Below are 24,938 nucleotides of genomic sequence, written 5' to 3' on the forward strand. Positions count from 1 at the left end.
TGCCGGGTCAGTCGTCGTAGCCGTTGCCCGGCTCCTCCAGGCAGTAGACGCCGTACGCCCTGCCGAGGACGGGCAGGGCGACGTTGCGCACCCGGATGCCGCCCGAGGTCGTGCCCTTCTCCGTGCCCTTGTGGGCGTGCCCGTGCAGGATGAGGTCGGCGCCCGCCGTGTCCACCGCCTCGGCCAGCAGGTAGCTGCCGAGGAAGGGGTAGATCTCCAGCGGCTCGCCCTCCAGCGTCTCCTTGATCGGGGAGTAGTGGGACAGCACCACGCGCTGGTCGGCCACGAGCTCCTTGAGCGCGACCTTCCACGCCTCGGCGATGTAGCGCGTGTGGGAGATGAAGTTCTTGATCTCGCGCTCGCCGAACTCGCTGGCGCTCTTGCCGGCGAACCCGCCGCCGAACCCCTTGCCGCCGACCACGCCCAGCTTCCGGTCACCGCACTGGATCACCGTGCCGTCGTCGTCGAGCACGATGACGCCGGCGTCGCGCAGCTCGGCGGCGATCTCGTACTGCAGGTCGGAGTGGTAGTCGTGGTTGCCCAGGACCGCCACGGTGGGGATGGGCAGGCCGCGCAGCTCGTCGGCCACGACCCGGCCCTCCTCCAGTGTGCCGTGCCGGGTGAGGTCTCCCGCGACCATGAACACGTCGGCACGTTCCTCGATGCCCTCAAGCCTGCGCCGGTACTGGCCTCTGACGTCCTCGCCCAGGTGGATGTCGCCCACCGCCGCGATTCGCAGGTCAGTCAAGATGCTCATCCTCCCCCGGCGCCGAGACGTCGACCACGCGTATCTCGTTGTGCAGGTGCAGCTGGGGCGCGATCTCCCGCGCCACCTGGCCGAGCCTGTCGCGCTGCTCGGCTCCGCTCACCTGACCACGCAGGAACAACTGGTCGCCGCGGACGTCGACCTTGATGCCCAGCTCGTGCGTGCGTCCGTCCTCGGCCAGCGCCTGTTGGACGCGGGCCGCGACGTACTGCGGAGCTTCCATCGCTTGCCTCCTTCTATTGTCGCCGCATGCCCGGGGATTAACGGCTCAAACGGCGCGAATAAGGTCTATAACGGCCCGTTCCACCGTCCCGTGGGTGGCGAGCTGCCCGTAATCGGCGTCCGCTCCGAGCTCGGTGAGGGCCCCGGCGATCGTCCTGTCCTGGTCGTACGCCTCCACCACCCGCGGGTCCACGTACGACGCCCGCGCCACGGTCGGCGTGTTGCCCAGATACTCGGCCACCTCCCGCATCACCCGGGTGACCGCCCGCTTCCTGGCGGTGCCGTTCCCCCGCGCGTGCTTGGAGACCGCCAGGCCCACCGCGGCCAGGACGGTCGCGTGCCAGGTGCGGAAGTCCTTGGCGGTGACCTCGCAGCCGACCAGTTCGCGCAGGTAGTCGTTGATGTCCTCGCTCCTGACGTCGCCCCAGCCGCCTTCCGGGCGGCGGTAGCGGAGCAGCTCGCCCTCCGCGCCGAGCGCCTTGAGCGAACGCAGCACCGTGCAGGCTCCGGGATCGGCCACCACGACCTCGCGGGAGATGTCCCCCTTGGCCTGGTAGGCGCAGGTCACGACACCGTTGCTGCAGGTCACGTGCTCCATCCGCAGGGTGGCCAGGCCGTAGGTGTCGTAGCTCTCGCCGCCGATCCTGAAGAAGCCGACGTCCAGCAGGCGGGCGGCGGCGGCCAGCACCCGGTCCCGGGTCAGGCCGCGGCCCTTGAGGCGGTCGTCCACGGCCTTGCGGAACGCGGGCAGGCGCTCGGCCACCTCCAGCACGTGGTCGAACTTCGCCTTGTCCTGCTGCTCGCGCCAGAGGTCGTGGTAGCGGTACTGCCGGCGTCCGGCCGCGTCCACGCCGACGGCCTGGAGGTGGCCGTACGGGGAGGAGCAGATCCAGACGTCCTTCCACGCCGGGGGGATGACGAGCGACCTGATGCGCTCCAGCGTCGCCTTGTCGCGCACCGGCCGCCCGTCCGGTCCTTCGTAGCTGAACCCGCGCCCGCGACGGCGCCGGACGATCCCCGGCTCACTCTGGTCACTGGGATGTAGCTCGGGCACACAGGGCGGCTACCCAGCACGTTAGGCAACAAACAGGACGGGCAGGTGAGCGGCATGCCTGAGAACACGGATGACGGTAGATGGCACGAAGAGGGTGACCGGAAGGGCCACCCCATGGTGCCCGCCACACCGCGCGACGTGGTGCACATCAGGGTGGGATCGTTCATTCTGGTGTTCCTCTTCGCGTTCACGGTGCTGGGACTCATAGCAGGCGCGCCGGTGATGGCAGGGATCGCGATCGTGCTGTTCATCATCACGATCGTCGACATCGCCCTGGCGATCCGGCGGCAGAAGGACCGAAACACGGGAGAGGCAGGCTGACAACCGACATGGCATCCCTTCGAGGACGCGTGGTAGTGGTGACGGGCGCGAGCGGCGGGGTCGGGCGGGCGGTGGTGCGCGAGCTGGGCGCTCGCGGCGCTCGGGTGGCCCTGATCGCCCGCGGCACGGCGGGCCTGGGCGCGGCCGCCGTGGACGTGGGAACCGCGGGCGGGGACGCGAAGGTCTACGAGGCGGACGTGGCCGACTACGAGCAGGTGAAGGCGGCGGCGGAGCGCGTCGAGGCGGAGATGGGACCGATCTCGACCTGGATCAACACCGCCTTTTCCTCAGTCTTCGCCAAGTTCACCGATATTTCGCCAGATGAGTACGCTCGTACCACTTCGGTGACGTACCTCGGTTATGTGTGGGGAACCAAGGTCGCCCTCGACCTCATGGGCCCTCGCAACGCCGGGACCATCGTCCAGGTCGGCTCGGCCCTGAGCCATCGGGGCATCCCCCTCCAGTCGGCGTACTGCGGGGCCAAGCACGCCATCAAGGGCTTCACCGAGTCGCTGCGCACCGAGCTCCTGGCCGACCGGAGCGGCATCGACGTCACGCTGGTCCAGCTCCCCGCGGTCAACACCCCTCAGTTCGAGTGGGTCCTGTCCAAGCTGCGGCGGCACCCCCAGCCCGTACCCCCGATCTACCAGCCGGAGGTCGCGGCGCGCGCCATCGTGTACGCCGCCGAGCACCCCGGACGCAAGGAATACTGGGTGGGCGCCAGCACCGCGGCCACCCTCATGGCCCAGCGCGTCGCCCCCGCCCTGGTGGACCGGTACCTGGCCAGGACCGGCATCCAGTCCCAGCAGACGGACGAGAAGCAGCCGAGCGGGGTGTCGAACCTCTGGGAGCCGGCCGACGAGGACAAGGACTACGGGGCGCACGGCACGTTCGACCGGCGCTCCCACGGTCACAGCCCGCAGGTGTGGCTCTCCCAGCACCGGCGGGCGGTGATGGCGGCTGTGGGGGGTGTGGCCGCGGCGGTCACGGTGGCCCGCCGGCTCGCTCGCTGACCGGGGGCCTTTTTCTGGCCCCCGTCCGGCACCTGGTTACCGGGTGGGCCGTGGGAGCCCACCCGGATGCCCGCTCCGCTCGCCATGGCCACCCGCCCCGGGGCCGGTTACCGGGTGGGCCGCGGGAACCCACCCCGCATGCTCGCTCCGCTCGCCATGGTCACCCGCCCGGCACCCGGCTACCGGGTGGGCCGCGGGAGCCCACCCCCGGTCCAGGGGCGCAGCGAAGTGTCCTCTGCCGATGTACCGGCCATGCCCCTACCGTCCGGCCTAACAGCGGACCTACTCGTCCTCCACCAGCCGCCCCAAAGATCACCGGCTGGGTAATGGGAGCCCATCCCGGCCCAGCCTCAAGACGGCTTCCCCTACCGAGGCACGGACCTCGCCAACGCCGGGAGCCGACAACGTACCCACTCATCCCCCACCAGCCGTCCCAAAGATCACCGGTCGGGCAACGGGAGCGCCCTTCAACCACTGTGATCTTCAGAGTCGCGGCACTTGGCTCCAAGGGGCCCCGAGGATCAAGGCAGTTCGGCTCAGCGCCCTGGCAAGGCTCGCTCCAGCTCGATCAAAGCCAGCGCAGGCCCCTCCTCGAACTCGTGGTCGTGGGTCCTGCCGGTCTCGGTGAAGCCGTTCTTGGCGTAGAAGCGGCGGGCCTGGGCCGAGTCCCGGAGCGTCCACAGGTGCACGTCGTCGTACCCGGCGTCGCGTGCCGCGTCCAGGACGGCCGTCAGCAGAACGCCGGCGATGCCGCTGCCCCAGACGTCCGGATGGGCGAAGAAGGTATAGATCTCCGCGGAGCCGGGACGGGAAGTCGAGGCCCCGAACCGGGCGAAGGCCCCGGGCCGCTCGTTCAGGCGCGCCAGCAGGATCGGGTCCCCGCCCTCGGCCAGGATGCCGTGCCACTTGCCGCGCCGCTCCTCGATCCCGGCCGCGGCGACCTTCGGCGCACACAGCGGGCCGTGCGAGACGCCCCAGGACAGGGCGTGGATCTCGCCGAGGACGTCCCCGTCACCGGGTTGCGCGGGGTGAACCGTGATCACGTCAGGCATGACCTGAACACTAGTGCCGGCTACCGTTGCCGACTCGGCCGGGGCTGAAGGCTCGATCCCTCAGCCCCACGGTCAGCCACCGCAACCCGTCGACGAGTTCACGAGAACGCGTTCACAGAAGGCGACGCACCGACGACATCCGAACGCAGGCCCGTCCGCTCACCCGGTTTTCAGGACTTGGACTTAGGAAATCTGGGCCCCGGCCCGTACTTCACGCCCGCTCCCCCTCGCGCGTCACCGATCTTGTCGATGATCTCGCGCTCCCGCAGACTGTTGAGCAGGTCCCGCGCCGCGTAGACATGCAGATCGAAGAGGCGGCGTATCGTCTGGTTGGTGACGAAGCCGTACTCCCGGACGTGCTCGATCACCTTTCGATCCATGTCGTCCACGTCGACATGTCGATACGAAACCGAGCGGGACATGGCTGCGAGCACCTCTGCTCGCAGCCGATATGTGGGGAACTGCTTGGAGGCGCTTCGCTTGGTGGGCGCGATCAGGCTGTAGTCGTCAAGCATCATGCGTAGCACTTCCTGCGCTTCGACGGGCGCCCGCTGAATGATCTCAGCCAGCTCGAACGCGTCGATGCTTCTGCTGTGACGCAGGTGCGTCAAGGAGAGCAGAATGTTGATGTCCCTGCTCGCCCTCAATGGCAGATCACTGATGAACCGCACGAAGGCCGCGTTCCCGATGCCGCCCGCGAGGGTCGCGCGGACCAACGTTCCATGGTCCTCGAAGAGCGGTGGCTCCTTGCCGATTCTGAGCATCTCGCGGTAGGCGCGGTCCACCCCTTGTCCTGTCCGCTCGGCGAGTTGCAGGACGGACACGGTCTCCGTGAGGAGCCGGTTCCTGGGAGTGGACGGATGGGTGAGGATGTTGGCAGGGGTCACTCCCGACACCAGGCCACCGGGGCTCGTGATGATCATCCGCTCGGGAGAGTGCTCGATGTCGACGGTTCCGCCGGTCTCGTACGACCGATGGATGAAGGCGTTGATGACCAGCTCTCGTGCGGCTTCGCTGGGATAGTCGGTGAGCTGGAGCTGCACGCCACCTGCCAGATTGAGCGGCCACACCTCTCTACGGCTTTCCATGGCGTCGGTCATGGCTTGGATCGCCGCGATCAACGGCCTGGTTCCTCTCGTCCGCCCGGTGGCTTCGCTGCCCGAGGTGGGGCGGAACTGGTAGGAGTAGCCATAACTCGGGATTACTCGCGGAATCAGCTCTTCATCCGCCAGCAGCAGCACTGCCGCATTTGTGACGCTTCCGTTGGGGGCGATCAGGCGGAGCGATTCCAGGAGAGCGCGGTCCGCCAACTCGGCCAGATGATCGCGTCCGCTGGCGATCAGCAGCCGCCGTAGCCTCTCGAACTCCACCGCGCTCAGTTGGCTGATGCTGAGGCTGGAGGCGTCGGCCGACCAGTCGACCTGGCCGCGAGCGATCATGACCTCGCGCTGCTGATGCGGAGGGAACGGCAGGCACTCCTTGCCGAGACGACGGGTGGCGAGGCCCGCGGCGTTGCTGTGCGGCATCGCCCCCTGCGGGACCGTGATCAGAATCAGCCGCGCGCCTTCGACGACCCGCTCTTCCACGAAGGCGGTGATCGGTGGGCTCGTCCGGTCGAAGATCCCCTTCCGGACGCCCTCCACCGTGTAGCTCTCGGGCACACCGCGAAGTGCCTGGACACGGTCGGTCGCCTTGTCGTCGACCCCCAGGACGAGGGTGCCGCCGTGGGCGTTGACGAAGCAGACGAGGGCGTCGGAGATGAGATTGAACGTGGCCTTCAGCGATTCGGCCACCAGCTTGAAGTCAAGCGTCTCCGACTCCAGGGAGTCCGCCTTGACGCCCTCCCCCACCACAGCGAGCGCCGCGTCCACCTCGTCATGCTTCACTTCACTGAGGATAACTGAGAAGTGGGTTTTCAACGACGTTTCTCAGTTGCTCTCAGTACGTCGCGCGTCCCTTACGGGAGGATCGCGGTGGCTTCGACCTCGACCAGGTGGTCCGGGACGGACAGGGCCGCGACGCCCAGCAGGGTCGCCGGTGGGGTCGCCGTCGTGCCCAGTTTCGCCTTCGCCCGGGAGATCCCGTCCAGGAGCGCGGTCATCTTGTCGGGGGTCCAGTCCACGACGTGGACGGTCAGCTTCGCCACGTCGTCGAACGACCCGCCGGCCCCGGCGACGGCGGTGGCGACGTTGAGGTAGCACTGTTCGACCTGCGCGGCGAGGTCGCCCGCGCCAACGGTCGTGCCGTCGGCGTCCCAGGAGACCTGGCCGGCGACGAAGATCAGCCTCGTGCCCGAGGCGACCGCCGTCTGGTGGTAGACGTCGATCTCGGGCAGGCCCTCGGGGTTCAGCAGGGTGACGGGCATGGCGTGCGCCTCCTGACAGGGGGGCCGGAACGCGCGTACGGCCCCCAAGACTCTCTTGTGGTTACTGAGGAACTGTAGGAGAGTGTTCGCTGACGTGGAAGAACGCACTTTTCAGTGACTGGGGAACCTCATGGTGACCAAGCAGTTCAAGGGCTCGGACGGCGCGGCGGACCTGAGGCGGGCCGACTCCCTGGCGCGGGAGATCTTCACGGACGTCGCCAACAAGTGGGCGTTCCTGATCATCGAGGCCATCGGCGAGGGCACCCTGCGGTTCGGCGAGCTGCGCGACCAGGTCGAGGGCATCAGCCACAAGATGCTCACCCAGAACCTGCGCATGCTGGAGCGCAACGGGCTGGTCGAGCGGACGGTGTATCCGACCGTGCCGCCGCGGGTGGAGTACACGCTCACCGAGCCGGGGCGGGCCCTGCGTGCGACGGTCGACGCGATGTGCGCGTGGACGCAGCGCCACCTCGGCGACATCGAGGCCGCCCGCCGCCGCTTCGACGCCTGACGCCGCCCGCGAACCGCCCAGGCGAGGGAGGTTTCAACTGCCGACAAATGGGGTCAGCTGACGTCAGGCCCGAGTTAAGCGCCGCGCAGGGGGTAGGCGGCGTGAAACTCACGAGGAGGGTCTTGATGCCTGAACGCGATCTCCAGTACTTGACCGAACTGGCCGCGCAGCTGCGCGTCGACTCCGTGCGCGCCGCCGCGGCGGCCGGCTCCGGGCACCCCACCTCGTCGATGTCGGCCGCGGACCTGATGGCCGTGCTGTTCTCCTGCCACCTCAGGTACGACTTCGACCGCCCCGACAACCCCGGCAACGACCACCTGATCTTCTCCAAGGGCCACGCCTCCCCCCTTCTCTACTCGCTCTACAAGGCGGCGAAGGTCATCGACGACGAGGAGCTGCTGTCGTTCCGGCGCCGGGGCAGCCGGCTGGAGGGGCACCCCACCCCCCGGCTGCCCTGGGTGGACGTCGCGACCGGCTCGCTCGGTCAGGGGCTGCCGGTGGGCGTGGGCGTGGCCATGGCGGGACGGCTGGAACGGCTGCCGTACCGGGTGTGGGTGCTGTGCGGTGACAGTGAGCTGGCCGAGGGGTCCATCTGGGAGGCGGCCGAGCACGCCGGGGCCGAGGGGCTGGCCAACCTGGTCGTGATCGTGGACGTGAACCGGCTGGGTCAGCGCGGCCCGACCCGGCACGGATGGGACACGGGGGCGTACGCGCGCCGGTTCGGCGCCTTCGGCTGGCACACGATCGAGATCGACGGCCACGACCCCGGCCAGATCGACTTCGCGCTGGGGGACGCCTGCAACACCCGCCGGCGTCCCACCGTGATCCTGGCCAAGACGCGCAAGGGCGAGGGCGTCGTCGAGGTCGAGAACCGGGAGGGCGCGCACGGCAAGGCGCTCAAGGACCCCGACAAGGCCATCGACGAGCTGGGCGGACCGCGCAGCGTCCATGTGGACGTGCACCGGCCGGAGGGCGAGGCCGAGCCGTTCCACTTCGACCCGCGCCCGGCGACGTTGCCGGAGTACGAGGTCGGCGCGAAGGCGGCGACCAGGGCGGCGTTCGGCGCGGCGCTGACGGCGCTCGGCGCGGCCCGCGGCGACGTGGTGGCGCTGGACGGCGAGGTGGCCGACTCGACCAAGACCGAGGAGTTCGGCCAGGCGTTCCCCGAGCGCTTCTTCGAGATGTACATCGCCGAGCAGCAGCTCGTGGCGGCGGCCGTCGGCCTGTCGGTACGCGGCTGGACCCCGTACGCGGCCACCTTCGCGGCGTTCCTGACCAGGGCGCACGACTTCATCAGGATGGCCGGCGTGAGCCAGGCGTCGATCCGGCTGGTCGGCTCGCACGCCGGCGTCTCGATCGGCGAGGACGGCCCCTCGCAGATGGGCCTGGAGGACCTGGCCATGATGCGGGCGGTGTACGGCAGCACGGTGCTGTACCCGTGCGACGCCAACCAGGCAGCGGCGCTGACCGTCGAGATGGCGGACGTGTCAGGGGTGTCCTACCTGCGCACCACCCGCGGTGAGACGCCGGTCATCTACCCGCCCGGCGAACGTTTCCCGGTGGGCGGCTCGCGGGTGCTGCGGCGCTCGCCCGACGACCGGGCCACGATCGTGGCGGCCGGGATCACGGTCCACGAGGCGCTGGCGGCGGCCGACGAGCTGACGGCGGCCGGCATCCCGGTCGGCGTGATCGACCTGTACTCGGTCAAGCCGGTGGACGCGGCGGTGCTGGTGGAGGCCGCCACGACGACGGGCAACCTGATCACGGTCGAGGATCACCGGCTGGAGGGCGGTCTCGGCGACGCCGTGCTGGACGCCGTCAGCGAGCTCGGCCCGCGGGTGGTGAAGCTCGCCGTGACCGGGTTGCCCGGGTCGGCGACGCCTGAGGAACAGCTCGCGGACGCCCGCATAGACCGCCACGCGATTGCCGAGGCGGTCAAGCGGTTGTTGTGAAGGAACTAGCGGGCTTTCGCCGTGGCCTTCCTGTTGGCCTTCTTGATGGCGTCCACCAGCTCCTTCTTGGTCATCCTGGATCGGCCGCGCACCCCGAGCCTGGACGCCACGCCCTGCAAGTGCTCCTTGCTGGCGTTGGCGTCCACGCCCTCCTGGGTCCTGCCGGAGCGGTCGGTCGCGCCCTTGTCGGACGGTCCCTTCTGTCCCTTGGGCTCCCAGTGGTCCCCGACCTTCTCGAAGGAGTGCTTGAGTGCGGCGAACGCGGTCATGTGCGCGCGCCGTCCCTCTCCGTACTCCTTCACGGCGGAGTCGTGCGCTTTGATCCACGTGTTCTGTGCCTTCTTCGGCGAACGCTTGATGGTCGACGGCAGCTCGTCAACGGCTGGCATGTCGATTCACCTCCTACAGCGGCGGCTCGTCGTAGTGGCGGCGCTCCTCGTACACCGTGGTCCTGCGGGTCTCCGGCTCCTCGTAGATCTCGTGCCGGTGCACCGGCTCGTCGATCGGGCCGACCGCCCTGCGGGTGACGCTGATCCGGTAGATGCCGAACAGCAGCCCCGCCAGGCCACCGAGCATGAGGATGACGCCGACGACGTTGATGTCGAGACCGGCGAGGTCGAACTCGACGGCCCAGGTGAGGATCGCACCGAGCATGATGAGGATGATGCTTCCGGCGATGGTCATCAGATTTACCTCCTTGACACGAAGGAACCTCTATCCACATGTCGAAAAACAAACCAGTCGTGGTGATCGGGCTGATGGGATCGGGTAAGACGACCGCGGGCCGCCTCCTCGCCAACGCGCTGGGGATGCCGTTCACCGACAGCGACCCGTTCCTGGAGAAGGAGCACGGCGGCACGGCCGCGCAGATCGCCGTCCGCGAAGGGGCCGAGGCGCTGCACCGGTACGAGGCCGAGCACGTGCTGGCGGCGCTGGCGGGCGAGCCGAAGGTGATCGCGGCGGCGGCCAGCACCGTGGAGGACCCCCGGGTGCGCGAGGCGCTGCGCGAGGCGTTCGTGGTCTGGGTGGACGCCGCCGACGCCGTCCTGGCCCGGCGCATGAGCTCGGGCGCGCACCGTCCCGAGTTCCAGCCGGCGGCGATGCGGGCCCGGCGGGAGGGCTACTTCCAGCAGGTGGCGGACCTGACGTGCGACGTCGGCGTGCTGACCCCCGAGGAGGTGCGCGACGCGGCCCTGCGGAAAATGGGTTTGCCCGCCGATGAGCAGGACTGATACCCAGAGGGGATGTTCGCCGAGAAACCCACTTTGACGGGTGAGCGCGTCACGTTGCTCCCGGTCGGCCCCGAGCACGTCGAGGGCCTGATCACGTTGATCAGCGATCCGGAGGTGCAACGGCTGACGGGCTCGCACGGCGAGGTCGACCACGAGGTGGCCCGCCAGTGGTACAGCACGAGAGGCGAGCACGCCGACCGGCTCGACCTGGCCGTCATGGCCGGCGGCGAGTACGTCGGCGAGGTCGTGCTCAACGAGCTCGACCGGCACAACCTGTCGTGCAACCTGCGGATCGCGCTGATCGGCGCCCGGGTCTTCGGCAAGGGCTACGGCACCGAGGCGATCGAGCTGGTCCTCGGCCACGCCTTCGCCACCACGCCGCTGCATCGCGTCGGCCTCGGCGTCTTCACCTTCAACGACCGGGCTCGGCACGTCTACAAGAAGATCGGGTTCGTGGAGGAGGGCGTGCAGCGCGACACCCTGCTGTGGGAGGGCGAGTGGCACGACTCCGTGACGATGTCGGTGCTGCGGCCGGAGTGGCAGTCAAGATCCAGAAGCCTGGCATAATGATCATGACGCATGGGTCCCCCGAGGCGCGCGGGGGACCTGTGGTCGTTCACCGACAACCAACGGCCGGTCCGGCGCATCTAAGCATCAGTGACGATGCGCTTGGTGCCTGGTGATCCCGAGAGGCTGGGCGGCTTCTGGCTGGCCGCCCGGCTCGGCGCGGGCGCGCGCGGGGTGGTCTACGACGCCTACGACGACGAGGGCCGCCGCTACGCGGTGAAGGTGCCCCGGGTCGAGGTCGAGCCGGTCGCGCGGGTGAGCTGCCCGCATCTGGCGGAGGTGGTCGCGTCCGGGGTCGATCACGGCATCCCCTACGTGGTGAGCGAGTTCGTCGACGGGCCCGACCTGCGGCAGGCGGTCGAGCGGCACGGGCCGTACCGGGGCGAGGAGCTGGCGGCGCTGGCGGGCGCGCTGGCCGGGGCGCTCCGCGCGCTGCACGCGGCCGGGCTCACCCACCGCGACCTGCGGCCGGAGAGCGTGCTGCTGGCGGCGGGCGGCCCCAAGGTGATCGACATGGGGGTGGCGGTCGGCGGGTCGCTGGGGGCGACGTGCACGTACCTGGCCCCGGAGATCCTGACCGGCAGCGGCCACGAGACGGCGACGGACGTCTTCTCCTGGGGGGCCGTGGTGCTCTACGCGGCCACGGGCGGCGATCCGTTCTCCGGGCGGAGTCTCGGCGCGGTGCTGCACCGGCTGCTGACCGTCGATCCCGACCTGAGCGCCCTGCCCGACGGGCTGCGCGAGCTGGTCGGGCGGGCGCTGGCCAAAGACCCCGCCGCCCGCCCGGCGGCGGACGAGCTGCTGGTCGAGGCCGACCCCGCCGCGCTGCGCCCGCCGGCGGGCGTGGCCGGGCACCGGTCGCTCGGCGAGCTGGCCGAGCGCGTCTACGCCGGGCTCACGCCGCGCCAGCAGGAGGCGGTGCCGGGCCTGCTGCTGCGCCTGATGGACGGCGACGACCCCCACGACGAGGGCGGCGTGCTGGCCCCGCTGATGGACGCCGGGCTGCTCGTACGCCGCAGCGTGCGGGTGCCGCCGACCGAGACCGCGGTCGGCAAGCTCGTGGCGGTGCGCGACGACCGGGTGGCGCCGGCCAGCGCCGCGCTCTACCGGGCCTGGCCACGCCTGCGCGGCTGGGTGGCCGACGAGCAGGACGGGCTGGCCGTCCACCGGGAGCTGCGCCTGGCGGCCGGCCGGTGGTCGCGCCACCGGCGCGGGCACACGTACCTCTACCGGGGCGACCGGCTCGACACGGCGCTCGGCTGGGCCGCGGCCAAGCGCCGCCACCTGCGCCTCAGCCAGCTCGAACGCGACTTCATCGGCGCGAGCGTGGCCATGTCCAAGCAGCGCAGGCGGCTGCTGCGGCCCTCGATGGCGACCCTGGCCGCCGCCCTCGCCGTCGCGGTGTCGATGTCCGCCGTCTCGCTCAACGGCGAGCGGGAACTGCGCGGACACCTCCTGGAGGCCAACGCGCGGGCCGTGGCCGCCCGCGCCGAGGCGCTGCGCTCCTCCGACCCGCGTACGGCGATGCGGCTGAGCGTGGCGGCCTGGCGGCTGTCGCCGGTGTTCGAGGCGCGGGTGGCGTTGCAGGCCTCCCTGGCGCAGCCGGAGCTGGGCGTGTTCACCGACCCCGCGGCCGACGAGCGGGCCGGCTACCTGCTGCGCGGCGACGAGCTGGTCAGGTGGCGCGACCGCACGCTGACCGTCTGGGACGTGCGCAGCGGCCGGCAGCTCGCCGCGCACGCGCTCCCCGAGGGCAGCGCCGCGCTGAGCGACGACGGCCGGTACGCCGAGAGCCCCGGCGGGCAGCCCGTCGAGGTGGCCACCGGCCGGGCCCCCGCGACCGGGACGTACACGATCACCAGCGGCAACCGCACCAGGGTCTACCGGGGCGCCGAGGTGCTGCTCGACGTGCTCGACCGCCGGGTGGCGGTGTCCCGCGACGGGAGCCGGGCCGCGGTCTCCGACCTGGACGGGCGGGTCGAGCTCTGGTCGCTGCCCGGCCGGGCCAAGGAGCGGGAGTTCACCGTCCGGCCGCAGACCGGGCCGGACCGGTCGGCGCCGCCCCTGTCGTTCAGCCCCGACGGCCGCACCCTGGCCGTCGCGGGCCGCGACGGCGTGACCCTCCTCACGCCCGGCGCCGAGCCGCCGCGGGAGGCCGCGACCGGCACCGCCGCCACCGCGTTCGCGGCGGAGGCGGGCGACGCGGCGATGCCCGCGGACGGCTCCGCCGGCACGCCCGTCTTCAGCCCCGACGGCAGCCTGCTCGCCCTCCCCGGGCGGGACGAGGTGCGCCTGTGGAGCGTCGCCGAGCGGCGACTGGCCGGCGCCTACCGCTTCCGCGGCGACCAGCACGGCGACCTCGCCTTCTCCGCCGACGGCCGGACCCTGCGCTACCTGAGCGGCCTGGGCTCGGTCGTCTCGCTCGACGTCTCCGGGCTGCCGGCGCCCTCCTCCGGCGTCCGCACCGCCGCGCTGTCGAGCGACGGCCGGGTGGCGGCCAAGGACGTCGGGAACGCCATCCGGCTCACCGACGTGGTGGCGCGCAAGCCGCTGGCCGAGATCGCCGCCACCGGCGACGTGGCCTTCGACGCGGCGGGCAGGCTGCTGGCCGTGGCGGGCGACCCGGTCACCGTCTGGGAGGCGTCGGGCGGCAGGAGGGTCGCCGTCATCGACGCGGGCGGCGACGTGCCCGCCGTGGCCCTGTCCCCCGGCGGCGACACGCTGGCCACCGCGCGCGGCCGGCTGCTGGAGACCTGGGACGTGCGCGCCGGCCGCCGGATCAGGGCCTACGAGGATGCGGGCGACCTGGCGATGGCCTTCAGCCCCGACGGCTCGACGCTCGCCTCCGGCACGAACCTGCTCGACCTGCGTACCGGCGAGGTCACCCCGCTGGCCCCGGCCGCCGCCCGGCCCACCGCGCTCGCCTTCTCCCCCGACGGCCGCACGCTGGCACTCGGGCTCGGCGGCGGACGCGTCGAGCTGTGGGACGTCCGCGGGCGCGAGCGGGCCGGCTCGGTCGAGACCGGCCCGGCCCCCGTACGCGACCTGCGCTTCTCCCCCGGCGGCGACCTGCTCGCGATCGACGCGGAACGCACCTCCCTGTGGGACGCCGGCACGCTGCGCGAGGTCGGCCAGGTCGGGTCGTGGGCCGAGGGCCTGGCCTTCAGCCAGGACGGCCGCAGGCTGCGCGGCGTGGCGGCGGACGGCAGCGTCCGCGAGAGCCCGGTGGACCCGGCGCTGACGGCGCAGGAGGTGTGCGCCCGCGCGGGCGGGCCGCTCAGCCAGGACGAGTGGAGCCGGCTGATCCCGGAGAGCGGCTACCAGGGCGGGTGCTGAGCCGGGCGGCCGGTCAGGAGGCGGGGTAGGTCTTGAGCACCCTGCCCTGGGGGTCGGCCACCAGGTAGCCGGTGCGGTAGGCGTCGCTGATGTAGACGAGCAGCACCTGCTTGGTGCTGGTGAAGACGAAGTTCGGATCGACGATGAGGTAGCGCGCGGTGGGCTTGCGCACGCCGAGGACGCTCTGGGCCTTCTTGAGCAGGCCGGGCAGGGCGTCCCAGTTGTACTTGGCCAGGTCGACGACCGGGGTGCGGATGGTGGAGCCGGTGCCCTCGCGGGTGGCCCTGCCGTCGCGGTAGGCGTAGCGGTCGTAGACGGCCGGGTCGCCCTTGACCGGGGCCTCGGCGGAGATGTACGTCGGGTAGACGACCATCCGGACGACCTTGGTGCCGCCCATGACCGGCTTGAGCGCCTTGATCGCGGTGCGGATGCCGTCGGCGGTGAGCAGGTTCTCCGGCTGCGGCTCCGGCTCCTCGCTCGCCTTCGGCTCCTCGACGTCGGTGGTCTCCACCGGGGTGATCTGTGGCGTGTTCGGCTGGGTCGGCTCCTCAGCGCCGCGCACGCCGGGCAGCAGCGTGTAGACCAGCACGCCGGTCACCGCCAGCGCGCCCACGGAGGCCGTCACGGCGGCGACCGGCGAACGGCGGGCGCGGCGCGACGCCATGGTGCCGGCCTGCGAGAACGACGGCTCCGGCCCCCAGGGCTGCGGCGCCCCGGGCGGCACTGTGGCCCCCTGCCGCGCCCCGGGCGGCACTGTGGCCCCGTACGGCGGGCCTTGCTGCAGCGGGCCCGGCGACGAGGGGCCGTGCTGGAACGGGGCCGGGGCGGGGGGCGGGTAGGCGGGCGGAGGCGAGCCAGGGTCGGCGGCGGCGGCGAGCATGCGGTCGAGGGTCTCGGCGTCGGGACGACCGGCCGGGTCGCGGCGCAGCAGCGCGCCGAGCACGGGACCGAGCGGCCCGGCCCGCTCCGGCGGCGGCACGTCCTGGTTGAGCACGGCGGCCAGCGTCGCCAGCGTGGTGCTCCTGCGCAGCGGGTGGCGGCCCTCGACGGCCACGTACAGCAGCATGCCGAGCGACCACAGGTCCGAGGCGGGGTCGCCCTCGTGCCCGTTGATGCGCTCGGGTGCCATGTACTCGGGCGAGCCGATGAACGACCCGGTCGCCGTCAGGCTGGTCGACTCGCGCACGGCGGCGATGCCGAAGTCGGTGAGCACCGAGCGGCCGTCCTCGCGCAGCAGCACGTTGGCGGGCTTGACGTCGCGGTGCTGGATGCCGACGGCGTGCGCGGCGCGCAGCGCGGACAGCACCTCGCGGCCCAGCCGGGCGGTCTCCCACGGCGTCATCGGCCCGCGCGCGAGGCGGTCCGCGAGCGAGCCGCCGGTGACCAGCTCCATGACGATCCACGGGTAGCCGTCGCCGCCCGGATCGACGATGTGGTGGATGGTGGCGACGTGCGGATGGTTCAGCCGGGCCAGCGCGCGGGCCTCGCGCAGCACCCTGGCCCGCAGCTCGCGGGCGGCCTCGGGGTCGTGCTCCTCGAACGCGGGATCGGGCGGCCGGACCTCCTTCAGCGCGACCTCGCGGTGGAGGGCGGTGTCCCAGGCGCGCCACACCAGGCCCATGCCACCGCCGCCGAGCCTCTCGGTCAGCTCGAAGCGGTTGTCGATCACGCGTTTGTGCATGGGAAGCAGCGTAGGGCCGCGTCGTGGTCGCCGTCATCAGGGTGGTCGCGGCGGGGACGGGCGGGCTGGTTGGATGGGCGCCATGAACGCAGGCGATCACCAGCTCGGCATCTACCTGACGGGCATGCTCGAAGGCCGTACGCCTGAGCTGACCACCGATCTGTCGGCCCTGGAGGGCGCCGCCGGGCGGGTGCTCCCGCCCGAGGCGCTGGGCTACATCGTGCCGAGCGCGGGCAGCGGCTCGACCGCGCGGGCCAACCTGGAGGCGTTCGAGCGGCGCCGGATCGTGCCGAGGATGCTGCGCGGCGTCGCGCGGCAGCGTGACCTGTCGTGCGAGGTGCTGGGCACCCGGATGGCGGCGCCGGTGCTGGTGGCGCCCATGGGGGTGCAGACGCTGGCCCACGAGGAGGGCGAGCTCGCCACCGTGCGGGCCGCGGCCGCGGTGGGCGTCCCGTACGTGCACTCGACGGCCGCCGCCCACGACTTCGAGCAGGTGGCGGCGGCCGGCGGGGACGCGCCGCGCTGGTACCAGCTCTACTACCCGACCGACCGGGACGTGTGCCTGAGCTTCCTGCGCCGGGCCAGGGCGACCGGCCACTCGGTGCTGGTGGTCACGCTGGACACGACGCTGCTCGGCTGGCGTCCGGCCGACCTCGACCGCGGCTTCCTGCCGTTCCTGGCCGGCACGGGCATCGCCAACTACCTGAGCGACCCGAACTTCGCCGGGGTCGAGAACCCGGTCGCCCACTGGGCGGGCATGTTCCCCAACCCGGGCCTGAGCTGGGACGACCTGCCGTTCCTGCGCGACCACTGGGACGGCCCGATCGTGCTCAAGGGCATCATGAGCACCGAGGACGCGCGCCTGGCCGCCGAGCACGGCGTCGACGGGATCGTGGTGTCCAACCACGGCGGCCGCCAGGTCGACGGCGCCCTGGCCGCGCTCGACGCGCTGCCCGGCATCGCCGACGCGGTCGGCGACCGGCTGACGGTGCTGTTCGACTCGGGCGTGCGGACCGGGGCCGACGTGGTCAAGGCGCTCGCGCTGGGCGCGCGGGCCGTGCTGGTCGGCCGTCCCGTGCTGTACGGGCTGGCGCTGGGCGGGCAGGCGGGCGTCGAGCACGTGCTGCGCTGCCTGCTGGGCGAGCTGGACATCACGCTCGCCCTGTCCGGCTACTCCACGACGGACGAACTGGGCCCCGACGCGCTCGCCTGAGTGCACATCGAGGTCCGGAAGTGACCGCGATTACCCCTACCTTTGTCCCCATGGATCCCCTCATCTCCCAGCGCGCGCTCAACCGGGCCACGCTCGACCGGCAGCTGCTGCTGCGCCGCGGCGGCGGCAGCGTGCAGGAGGTCGTCGAGCGGCTCGGCGGCCTCCAGGCCCAGACCCCCCACACCTGGTACGTCGGCCTGTGGAACCGCATCGAGGGGCTCAAGCCCGAGGACGTCTCCGGCCTGCTGGCCGGCCGCGAGCTGGTGCGGATCGCGTTGCAGCGCTCCACCATCCACCTGGTCACCGCCCGCGACTGCCTGGCCATGCGGCCGCTGCTGCAGGCCGTCACCGAGCGCATGACGCGTACGACGTTCGGCAAGCGGCTGGCGGGCGTCGACCTGGACGAGCTGGCCGCGACCGGCCGGGCGCTGCTGGAGGAGCGTGCGATGACCTTCGCCGACCTCGGGCGGGCGCTGGCCGAGCGGTGGCCGGAGCACGACCAGCACGCGCTGGGCCAGGGCGTGCGCTGGCTGCTGCCGCTGGTCCAGGTGCCGCCGCGCGGGCTGTGGGGCAGGAGCGGGCCGGTCGCGCACACCACCGCCGAGTCGTGGCTGGGCCCGGCCGAGGTGCCGCCGATGACGCCCGCCGAGCTGGTCCGGCGCTACCTGGCCGCCTTCGGCCCGGCCTCGGTGCAGGACGCGCAGACCTGGTCGGGCCTGACCAGGCTGGGCGAGGTCGTCGAGTCCATGGACCTGGTCCGCTTCCGGGACGCCGCCGGCCGCACCCTGTACGACCTGCCGGAGGCCGTCCGGCCGGCGGAGGACGTCCCGGCGCCGGTGCGGCTGATGTACGACTTCGACAACCTGTTCCTGTCGCACGCCGACCGCTCGCGGGTGATCAGCGAGCGCGGCGCGGCCGTCATGCAGGGGTCGTTCATGGGCACGAACGTGATCCCCCGGATCATCCTGGTGGACGGCGTCACCGCCGGCGACTGGACGGTGACCAGGGCCAAGGGCGTCTCCACGCTGAACGTCCACCAGTGGACGCCGATCGCCGAGCTGGACGAGGTCGAGCGGGAGGCGCGGCTGCTGCTGGAGTTCCTCGCCCCCGACGACGAGCACGACGTCTCAGTCCTTGACCGCCCCTCCAAGCCCTGACACGAGCCGCCGCTGCACCGCCACGAAGAAGATCAGCACCGGGATCGTCATCAGCGTCGAGGCGGCCATGATCCCGCCCCAGTCGTTCTCGTCGGGCTTGAAGAAGACGAGCAGCGCCGCGGGCAGGGTCTGGTTGTCCTTGGCCGAGACGATGAAGGTGCGCGCGAAGACGAAGTCGTTCCAGGCGGTGATGAAGGAGAACACGCTGGTCGCCACCAGGCCGGGGGCGACCAGCGGGAACAGGATGCGCCACAGCACGGTCGCGCGTCCGGCCCCGTCGATCATCGCCGCCTCCTCCAGCGCCTCCGGCACCCCGGCGACGAACCCGCGCAGCATCCAGATCGCGAACGGCAGCGTGAAGGCGAGCTGCACCACCACCAGCGAGGCCAGCGTGTTGAGCAGGCCCAGGTCCCGGACCACGAAGAACAGCGGGATCGTCAGCGCCTCGACCGGCACCATCTGCGCGACCAGGAACATGATCAGCACGGTCGTCCTGAACCGGAAGGCGAACCGGGTCACGGCCACCGCCGCGAGGAAGGCGACCCCGGCCGACAGCACGACCACGACGAGCGCCACGATCGCGCTGTTGAGCAGGTAGCGGGCGAAGTTCTCCCCGGTCAGCACCCGGACGAAGTTGTCCAGCGTCGGGTGCGCGGTCCAGGGCCTGACCTCCAGCGACTGGATCTCCCCGGCGGGCTTGAGCGCCGACAGCACCATCCAGTAGAGCGGGAACGCGGTGAGCAGGGCGACCACCAGCGCGACCGCGTTGGGCAGAAGACGTCGTCGGTTCACAGGCGTTCCCCACTGCGCCGCAGCGCCCGGATGTAGAACAGGGTGATCACCAGCAGGATCAGCGTCATGACGACCGCGACGGCCGAGCCGAGCCCGTACTCGGAGGAGCCGAAGGCGATCTGGTAGGCGTAGACGTTGAGCACGGTGTTCTGCCCGGCCACGCCGCCGCCGTTGGTCATCACGTAGATCTGGGTGAAGAGCTTGAAGTCCCAGATGACCGACTGGATGACCACGATCGTGACCAGCGGCCGCAACATCGGCACGATGATCCGCCAGAACCCCTGCCAGGCCGAGGCGCCGTCGAGCGCGGCCGCCTCCAGCACCGAGGCGGGGACGGCCCGGATGCCCGCGTACAGGGTGATCATCACCAGCGGGAACGAGTGCCACACGACCGTCGCGCCGACCACGCCGAAGGTGACCCACCGGTCGTAGAACCAGTTGAACCCGTCGGTCCCGAGCACCTGGTTGACCAGGCCGAGGTCGGCGTCGAACAGGAACATCCACACGGTGGAGCCGGTCATCGCGGGGGCCGCCCACGCGCCGAGCGCGGCCAGCGACAGGGCCGTCCGCGGCAGCGGCCCGGTCCTGGTCAGCAGCACGGCCAGGGCCGCGCCGACCGCCAGCGTCGCGACGACCAGCGCCGCCGCGAACCCCACGGTCTGCGCCAGCACCTCCCAGAACCGCCGGTCGCCGAGCAGCGCGGCGTAGTTGCCGAACCCGACGAACGTGCTCGGCTGCCCGCCGCTGACCTGCGCCTGCCGGTAGTCGAAGACCGACAGCAGGCCCAGCATGTAGACCGGATAGCCGAACATGGGGACCAGCACGGCCGCCGCGGGCAGCAGGTAGAGCCAGGGGCGCCCGCGGCGGACGGTCGTACCTCGGCTCACGAGCGGCCGAAGGCGGTCTTGACGGCCGCGGCCGCCTCGGCGGTGGCCTGCTCGACGGTGGACTGACCGGTCGCGACCTTCTGCAGCATCGTGGGGATGACCTTGCCGTTGTCGATCTTCACCCAGGCGGGGTCGATCGGCACGAAGCGGGTGCCCTTGGCCACCGTGTCCAGGAACGGCTTGACGAACGGGTCCTTGGCCGCCAGCTCGTCGCGGGCCGAGGTGAGCGTCGGCAGGTTGCCCATCGCGTCGTACATCTTGGCCTGGTACGCCTTGCCGCCCAGCAGCTTGACGAAGTCCGCGGCCAGGGTGCGGTGACCGGCGTTCTTCAGCACGCCCAGGTTGTTGCCGCCGGCGAAGGCGGGCGCGATCGAGCCCTCGGCCGCGCCGGGCAGCGGGACGACGGCGTACTTGCCGGCCGCCGCGCCGGCGTCCACGGCCGAGCGGCTGAAGTTGCCGAGTATGCCCATCGCGGCCTTGCCGCCGGCGAACAGCTCGACCGTCTTGCCGCCGGTCAGCGAGACGCACGCCTGCGGCGGGCAGATCTCGTCGGTCAGCAGGTCCGTGTACGCCTTGACGCCCTTGCGCGACTGCGGCGAGTCGAGCGAGGTGATGTCGCCGCCGGCGTCCCAGACGAAGGGCAGGGCGCCGAAGGTGTACTCGCCGCCGACGGCTATGCCGTACAGGTCGGGCTTCTTCCTGCGGATCGTGCGGGCGGCCTCGGTCAGGGCGCCGATGGACGTGGGCGGTTTCAGGCCCAGCTCGGCGAAGACGTCGGTGCGGTAGTAGAGGGCCCGGATGCCGATGAACCAGGGCAGGCCGTACTGCTTGCCCTGGACGGAGGCCGACTTGACCAGGTCGGGGGTCAGGTCCAGGCCCTTCAGGTCGGCGGTGAGGTCGGCGAAGCCGCCGGCGGCGGCGTACTCGGCGAGGTCGGTGTTGCCGTACTCGGCGACGTCCGGGGAGCTGGCCGGGTCGTTGAAGGCGCCCTTGAACTTCTCGTGCCGGGCGGGCGTGGTGGGGATGTAGGTGACCTCGACCTTGACGTCCGCGTGCGCGGCGGTGAACTCCTTGATCGCCTCGTTGACGACCTTGTCCTTGGGGCCCCGGTTGGGCTCGTCGAACAGCCAGACGCGCAGCGTCCCCGTCCGCTCGTCGCCGCCGCCGGAGGCGGGAGCGGTCGAGGGGGCGCAGGCGGCCAGCGTGAGCAGGGCCGTTCCGGCCGCGGCAAAGTAAAGAAACTTCACTATTACCTCCTGCGCAGACACTAGGAATTCGCTCTGGAGTCGAGAAGACCTGTCAGGAGATGTTGTGCAGTGCACAACAGCGTGCTGCATTTCGCGAAATTTCATCGAATATGGTGACTTGCGTGCCTGACCGCAACCAGTCCGCCTCCCTCCGGCGCGCCCTGGCCGTCCTGGACCACGTACGCGGCCACACCGGCCTGTCGCTCACCCAGCTCGCCGAGGCCGTGGGCCTGTCCAAGAGCACGGTGCTGCGGCTGACCGTCCCGCTCGTGGAGGCCAGGCTGCTCGAACGCGACCGCAGGACCGGGGCGTACCGGCTGGGGCACGGCACCCTCCAGCTCGGGCAGGCGTACCTGGCCACGCTGGACCTGCGCGCGGTCGCCGCCGAGGAGTCGCACCGGCTGATGAGCGAGGTGCGCGAGACCGTCCACCTGGTCGTCTACGACCACCCGCACGTCGTCTACATCGACAAGGTGGAGAACGAGACGAACGTGCGCATGGCCTCGCGCATCGGCAGCCGCGGCCCGGTGCACGCCACGGCGGTCGGCAAGGCGATCCTGGCCTGGCAGCCGGAGGAGGCGCTGGCCGGGCTGGCGCTCGACCCGATCACCAAGCACACCATCACCGACCCCGACCGGCTGCGCGCCGAACTGACCCACGTCCGGCGGCGCGGCTACGCGGTGGACGACCGCGAGAACGAGCCCGAGGTGCGCTGCGTCGCCGCGCCGATCTTCAACCACAACGACGCCGTCGTCGCCGCCGTCTCGGTCTCCGGGCTCACCTCGCGGATCACCGCCGCGCGGGTGCGGGAGCTCGGGCCGCTGGTGGCCGGGGCGGCGTCGCGGATCTCCAGAAAGCTGGGCAGGCCGACCACATGACCGAACTGGTGACCTTCGGCGAGACCATGGCGCTGTTCGGCGCCCGGCGTACCGGGCCGCTGCGCTTCGCCCGCGACTTCGACCTGGGCCTCGGCGGCGCCGAGTCGAACGTGGCGATCGGCGTGACCCGGCTCGGCCACCGGGCGACGTGGGCCGGACGGGTGGGCGACGACGAGTTCGGCGACCTGATCCGGGCCACGCTCGCCGGCGAGGGCGTGGACGTGCGCGCGGTCACCGACCCGGACGCCCCCACCGGACTGATGATCAAGGGCCGGCGCACGGCCGACCTCGTGGACGTGCGGTACTACCGCAAGGACAGCGCCGGCTCCCGGCTGCGGCCGGCCGACCTCGATCCGGCGCTGATCGCCTCGGCCCGCGTGCTGCACGTCTCCGCGATCACCCCGGCGCTGTCGGCGTCGGCCCGGGAGACCGTGGCGCACGCGATCGCCGTGGCGCGGGCGGCCGGCGTGCTCGTCTCGCTGGACGTCAACTACCGGCGGGCCCTGTGGACGCCGGAGGAGGCGGGCGCCTGGCTGCGGGAGACGGTCGGCGGCGTGGACGTGCTGTTCGCGACCGTGCCGGAGGGCCGCCTGGTCGCCGACGTCGAGGACCCGGCGGAGCTGGCCAAGGCGCTGGCCGCGCTCGGGCCCTCGTACGTGCTGGTCAAGTCGGGGTCGGCGGGCGCGCTGGAGTTGTCCGGCGGGGTGCTGCGGCGGGCGCGGCCGTACCGGGTGACCGAGGTGGACCCGGTGGGCGCCGGGGACGCGTTCGCGGCCGGCTGGCTGGCGGACTGGCTGGCCGGGGCCGCTCCGGAACGGCGGCTGGACAGCGCCTGCGCGGCGGGCGCGTTCGCGGTGACCTCGCAGGGCGACTGGGAGAGCCTGCCCCGCCGGTCCGACCTGGGCCTGCTCGGCCGGGCCGCCGACGACGTGAGCAGGTAGCCGCCCGAGGACGAGGTTTTGCCCGTTTTCGGCCCGTTCTTGAGGGCAGCCGGGGAAGATCTCGTCCGGGGAGAGGAACAGTGCGATGACAGACGTCTCCAGCAAGGGTCCGCAGTCGAACGACGAGCGCGAGGTGCTCACCAACCGACAAGGGCATCCCGTCTACGACAACCAGAACCAGCGGACGGTCGGCCCGCGCGGACCGGCGACGCTGGAGAACTACCAGTTCCTGGAGAAGATCAGTCACTTCGACCGCGAACGCATCCCCGAACGGGTGGTGCACGCCAGGGGCGCGCTGAGCTACGGCTTCTTCGAGGCGTACGGCAAGATCGGCGACGAGCCGGTCAGCCGCTACACCAGGGCCAAGCTGTTCCAGGAGGCCGGCAAGCGCACCGACGTGGCGCTGCGCTTCTCCACCGTGATCGGCGGCCGCGACTCCGCGGAGACCGCCCGCGACCCGCGCGGGTTCGCGATCAAGTTCTACACCGAGGACGGCAACTGGGACCTGGTGGGCAACAACCTGGCCGTCTTCTTCATCAGGGACGCCATCAAGTTCCCCGACGTCATCCACTCGCTCAAGCCCGACCCGGTGACCTTCCGGCAGGACCCGAACCGCATCTTCGACTTCATGTCCCAGACGCCCGAGTCGATGCACATGCTGGTCAACCTGTTCAGCCCGCGCGGCATCCCCGCCGACTACCGGCACATGCAGGGATTCGGCGTGAACACCTACAAGTGGGTCAACCAGCAGGGCGAGACGTTCCTGGTCAAGTACCACTGGATGCCCAAGCAGGGCGTGCGCAGCATGACCGCGGCGGACGCGGCGGTCGTCCAGGCGGGCGACCTCGGGCACGCGACGAAGGACCTGCACGACGCCATCGAGCGCGGCGACTACCCCGAGTGGGAGCTGCTGGTCCAGCTGATGAGCGACGAGGAGCACCCCGAGCTGGACTTCGACCCGCTCGACGACACCAAGGTGTGGCCGGAGAACGAGTTCCCGGCCAGACCGGTCGGCCGCCTGGTGCTCAACCGCAACGTCGAGAACCAGTTCGCCGAGAACGAGCAGGCCGCCTTCGGCACCGGCGTCCTGGTGGACGGCCTCGACTTCTCCGACGACAAGATGCTGGTCGGCCGGACGTTCTCCTACAGCGACACCCAGCGCTACCGGGTCGGCCCGAACTACCTGCAACTCCCGGTCAACCAGGCCAGGAACGCGCCCATCAGGACCAACCAGCGCGACGGCCAGATGACGTACTTCGTCGACACCGGCGGCGAGGACCCGCACATCAACTACGAGCCCTCGCTGCGCGGCGGCCTGCGCGAGGCCGAGTACCCGACCCTCGACGAGGAGGGCCCGGTCATCAGCGGCCGGCTCATGCGCAGGCGCATCCCGCGGACCAACGACTACAAGCAGGCCGGCCAGCGCTACCTGCTCATGGAGCAGTGGGAGCGCGACGACCTGGTGCGCAACTTCGTCGACGCGCTCAGCCAGTGCGACCGGCGCATCCAGGAGCGCATGGTCTGGCACTTCCTGCTCGTGGAGGACGACCTCGGCCTGCGCGTCGGCGAGGGCCTCGGCATCACCCCGGACGACGTCGCCCACCTGGAGCCGCTGGCGAGCCAGGACCTCACCGACGAGGACCGGGAGCGCCTGGTCAAGCTCGGGCGCAACGGCCCGCGCGACGTGGAGGGCCTGAAGATGACCCACTGCGTGCCCAACGAGCGGGCCGCCCACGCCGACGGCCTCTGAA

At 71.5% G+C, this 24,938-nt stretch carries 24 protein-coding genes; 12 read left to right on the forward strand and 12 right to left on the reverse strand.

Features of this window, described 5'->3' with window-relative positions; translation table 11 throughout:
- Nucleotides 1-7: 7 nt before the first annotated feature.
- The 3 genes from ACWEJ6_RS00830 to ACWEJ6_RS00840 are packed head-to-tail and all read right to left on the reverse strand — an operon-like array spanning nt 8 to nt 2,042.
- Complete coding sequence (locus tag ACWEJ6_RS00830) at nt 8-748, reverse strand: metallophosphoesterase family protein (RefSeq protein ID WP_387670867.1); 741 nt, start codon at nt 746-748, stop codon at nt 8-10.
- A complete protein-coding gene (locus ACWEJ6_RS00835) occupies nt 741-989 on the reverse strand; it encodes a BON domain-containing protein (protein ID WP_352319530.1) in 249 nt (82 codons plus the stop codon). The genes ACWEJ6_RS00830 and ACWEJ6_RS00835 overlap by 8 nt, the downstream gene beginning before the upstream one ends.
- Nucleotides 990-1,034: 45 nt before the next feature.
- On the reverse strand, nt 1,035-2,042 hold the full coding sequence (locus tag ACWEJ6_RS00840) for a DNA topoisomerase IB (RefSeq protein WP_452420383.1): 1,008 nt from the start codon (nt 2,040-2,042) through the stop codon (nt 1,035-1,037).
- Nucleotides 2,043-2,096: 54 nt separating this feature from the next.
- Between ACWEJ6_RS00840 and ACWEJ6_RS00845 the strand changes: the two genes are divergently transcribed.
- The gene (locus tag ACWEJ6_RS00845) at nt 2,097-2,363 is read left to right on the forward strand and encodes a DUF805 domain-containing protein (protein WP_352319527.1); all 267 of its coding nucleotides are present in this window, start codon (nt 2,097-2,099) and stop codon (nt 2,361-2,363) included.
- A gap of 8 nt (nt 2,364-2,371) precedes the next feature.
- Nucleotides 2,372-3,376 carry an SDR family oxidoreductase gene (locus tag ACWEJ6_RS00850; RefSeq protein ID WP_387670872.1) on the forward strand — a complete coding sequence of 335 codons (1,005 nt, stop codon included), beginning with the start codon at nt 2,372-2,374 and terminating at the stop codon, nt 3,374-3,376.
- 536 nt (nt 3,377-3,912) lie between these two features.
- On the opposite strand, the gene ACWEJ6_RS00855 is transcribed toward ACWEJ6_RS00850, so the two are convergent.
- The 3 genes from ACWEJ6_RS00855 to ACWEJ6_RS00865 all read right to left on the reverse strand — a co-directional run bounded on the left by ACWEJ6_RS00855 (nt 3,913) and on the right by ACWEJ6_RS00865 (nt 6,793).
- Nucleotides 3,913-4,428 (reverse strand): N-acetyltransferase family protein, encoded by a 516-nt coding sequence (locus ACWEJ6_RS00855; protein ID WP_452420385.1) that lies wholly within the window; start codon nt 4,426-4,428, stop codon nt 3,913-3,915.
- Between the two features lie 170 nt (nt 4,429-4,598).
- Nucleotides 4,599-6,314 (reverse strand): ATP-binding protein, encoded by a 1,716-nt coding sequence (locus ACWEJ6_RS00860; protein ID WP_452420387.1) that lies wholly within the window; start codon nt 6,312-6,314, stop codon nt 4,599-4,601.
- Between the two features lie 71 nt (nt 6,315-6,385).
- A complete protein-coding gene (locus ACWEJ6_RS00865) occupies nt 6,386-6,793 on the reverse strand; it encodes a RidA family protein (RefSeq protein ID WP_452420389.1) in 408 nt (135 codons plus the stop codon).
- 130 nt (nt 6,794-6,923) lie between these two features.
- Between ACWEJ6_RS00865 and ACWEJ6_RS00870 the strand changes: the two genes are divergently transcribed.
- Nucleotides 6,924-7,304: a winged helix-turn-helix transcriptional regulator gene (locus ACWEJ6_RS00870; RefSeq protein ID WP_358288320.1), complete on the forward strand. Its 381-nt coding sequence runs from the start codon at nt 6,924-6,926 to the stop codon at nt 7,302-7,304.
- 125 nt (nt 7,305-7,429) lie between these two features.
- Nucleotides 7,430-9,256 carry a transketolase gene (locus ACWEJ6_RS00875; protein WP_452420391.1) on the forward strand — a complete coding sequence of 609 codons (1,827 nt, stop codon included), beginning with the start codon at nt 7,430-7,432 and terminating at the stop codon, nt 9,254-9,256.
- 5 nt (nt 9,257-9,261) lie between these two features.
- Here ACWEJ6_RS00875 and ACWEJ6_RS00880 read toward each other — a convergent pair whose 3' ends face one another.
- Both ACWEJ6_RS00880 and ACWEJ6_RS00885 read right to left on the reverse strand, forming a co-directional pair.
- Complete coding sequence (locus tag ACWEJ6_RS00880) at nt 9,262-9,645, reverse strand: ChaB family protein (RefSeq protein ID WP_364330157.1); 384 nt, start codon at nt 9,643-9,645, stop codon at nt 9,262-9,264.
- Nucleotides 9,646-9,658: 13 nt separating this feature from the next.
- The gene (locus tag ACWEJ6_RS00885) at nt 9,659-9,940 is read right to left on the reverse strand and encodes a hypothetical protein (protein ID WP_352319513.1); all 282 of its coding nucleotides are present in this window, start codon (nt 9,938-9,940) and stop codon (nt 9,659-9,661) included.
- Nucleotides 9,941-9,978: 38 nt separating this feature from the next.
- Here ACWEJ6_RS00885 and ACWEJ6_RS00890 point away from each other — a divergent pair, with 38 nt between their 5' ends.
- The 3 genes from ACWEJ6_RS00890 to ACWEJ6_RS00900 all read left to right on the forward strand — a co-directional run bounded on the left by ACWEJ6_RS00890 (nt 9,979) and on the right by ACWEJ6_RS00900 (nt 14,391).
- Nucleotides 9,979-10,488: a shikimate kinase gene (locus ACWEJ6_RS00890; protein ID WP_452420394.1), complete on the forward strand. Its 510-nt coding sequence runs from the start codon at nt 9,979-9,981 to the stop codon at nt 10,486-10,488.
- Between the two features lie 12 nt (nt 10,489-10,500).
- The gene (locus ACWEJ6_RS00895; protein WP_397166131.1) at nt 10,501-11,055 is read left to right on the forward strand and encodes a GNAT family N-acetyltransferase; all 555 of its coding nucleotides are present in this window, start codon (nt 10,501-10,503) and stop codon (nt 11,053-11,055) included.
- Nucleotides 11,056-11,160: 105 nt separating this feature from the next.
- The gene (locus ACWEJ6_RS00900; protein ID WP_452420396.1) at nt 11,161-14,391 is read left to right on the forward strand and encodes a protein kinase domain-containing protein; all 3,231 of its coding nucleotides are present in this window, start codon (nt 11,161-11,163) and stop codon (nt 14,389-14,391) included.
- 13 nt (nt 14,392-14,404) lie between these two features.
- Here the strand turns inward: ACWEJ6_RS00900 and ACWEJ6_RS00905 are convergent, their stop codons facing one another.
- Nucleotides 14,405-16,072, reverse strand: a complete 1,668-nt coding sequence (locus tag ACWEJ6_RS00905; protein ID WP_452420398.1) for a protein kinase domain-containing protein — start codon at nt 16,070-16,072, stop codon at nt 14,405-14,407.
- An 82-nt stretch (nt 16,073-16,154) separates the two neighbouring features.
- Between ACWEJ6_RS00905 and ACWEJ6_RS00910 the strand changes: the two genes are divergently transcribed.
- Together ACWEJ6_RS00910 and ACWEJ6_RS00915 are read left to right on the forward strand one after the other, a co-directional pair.
- Nucleotides 16,155-17,285 carry an alpha-hydroxy-acid oxidizing protein gene (locus ACWEJ6_RS00910; RefSeq protein WP_452420400.1) on the forward strand — a complete coding sequence of 377 codons (1,131 nt, stop codon included), beginning with the start codon at nt 16,155-16,157 and terminating at the stop codon, nt 17,283-17,285.
- A 50-nt stretch (nt 17,286-17,335) separates the two neighbouring features.
- Nucleotides 17,336-18,442, forward strand: a complete 1,107-nt coding sequence (locus ACWEJ6_RS00915; RefSeq protein WP_452420402.1) for a winged helix DNA-binding domain-containing protein — start codon at nt 17,336-17,338, stop codon at nt 18,440-18,442.
- Here ACWEJ6_RS00915 and ACWEJ6_RS00920 read toward each other — a convergent pair.
- From ACWEJ6_RS00920 to ACWEJ6_RS00930, 3 genes are read right to left on the reverse strand one after another with little or no spacing between them, the layout of a single operon-like run.
- Nucleotides 18,413-19,234 carry a carbohydrate ABC transporter permease gene (locus ACWEJ6_RS00920; RefSeq protein ID WP_452420404.1) on the reverse strand — a complete coding sequence of 274 codons (822 nt, stop codon included), beginning with the start codon at nt 19,232-19,234 and terminating at the stop codon, nt 18,413-18,415. The two genes, ACWEJ6_RS00915 and ACWEJ6_RS00920, sit on opposite strands and share 30 nt — an antisense overlap.
- Entirely contained in the window at nt 19,231-20,121 is an 891-nt protein-coding gene (locus ACWEJ6_RS00925) for a carbohydrate ABC transporter permease (RefSeq protein ID WP_387670893.1), read from the reverse strand. The genes ACWEJ6_RS00920 and ACWEJ6_RS00925 overlap by 4 nt, the downstream gene beginning before the upstream one ends.
- Nucleotides 20,118-21,368 carry an extracellular solute-binding protein gene (locus ACWEJ6_RS00930; RefSeq protein WP_452420406.1) on the reverse strand — a complete coding sequence of 417 codons (1,251 nt, stop codon included), beginning with the start codon at nt 21,366-21,368 and terminating at the stop codon, nt 20,118-20,120. Before ACWEJ6_RS00930 ends, ACWEJ6_RS00925 begins: the two co-directional genes overlap by 4 nt.
- 122 nt (nt 21,369-21,490) lie before the next feature.
- Between ACWEJ6_RS00930 and ACWEJ6_RS00935 the strand changes: the two genes are divergently transcribed.
- From ACWEJ6_RS00935 to ACWEJ6_RS00945, 3 genes are all read left to right on the forward strand, one after another.
- Nucleotides 21,491-22,246 (forward strand): IclR family transcriptional regulator, encoded by a 756-nt coding sequence (locus ACWEJ6_RS00935; RefSeq protein WP_352352086.1) that lies wholly within the window; start codon nt 21,491-21,493, stop codon nt 22,244-22,246.
- Nucleotides 22,243-23,187, forward strand: coding sequence for a sugar kinase (locus ACWEJ6_RS00940; RefSeq protein WP_452420408.1), 945 nt, complete (start codon nt 22,243-22,245; stop codon nt 23,185-23,187). Before ACWEJ6_RS00935 ends, ACWEJ6_RS00940 begins: the two co-directional genes overlap by 4 nt.
- Before the next feature lie 85 nt (nt 23,188-23,272).
- Nucleotides 23,273-24,937 (forward strand): catalase, encoded by a 1,665-nt coding sequence (locus ACWEJ6_RS00945; protein ID WP_452420410.1) that lies wholly within the window; start codon nt 23,273-23,275, stop codon nt 24,935-24,937.
- Nucleotide 24,938 lies beyond the last annotated feature (1 nt).

The organism is Nonomuraea sp. NPDC004702 (assembly GCF_053601695.1).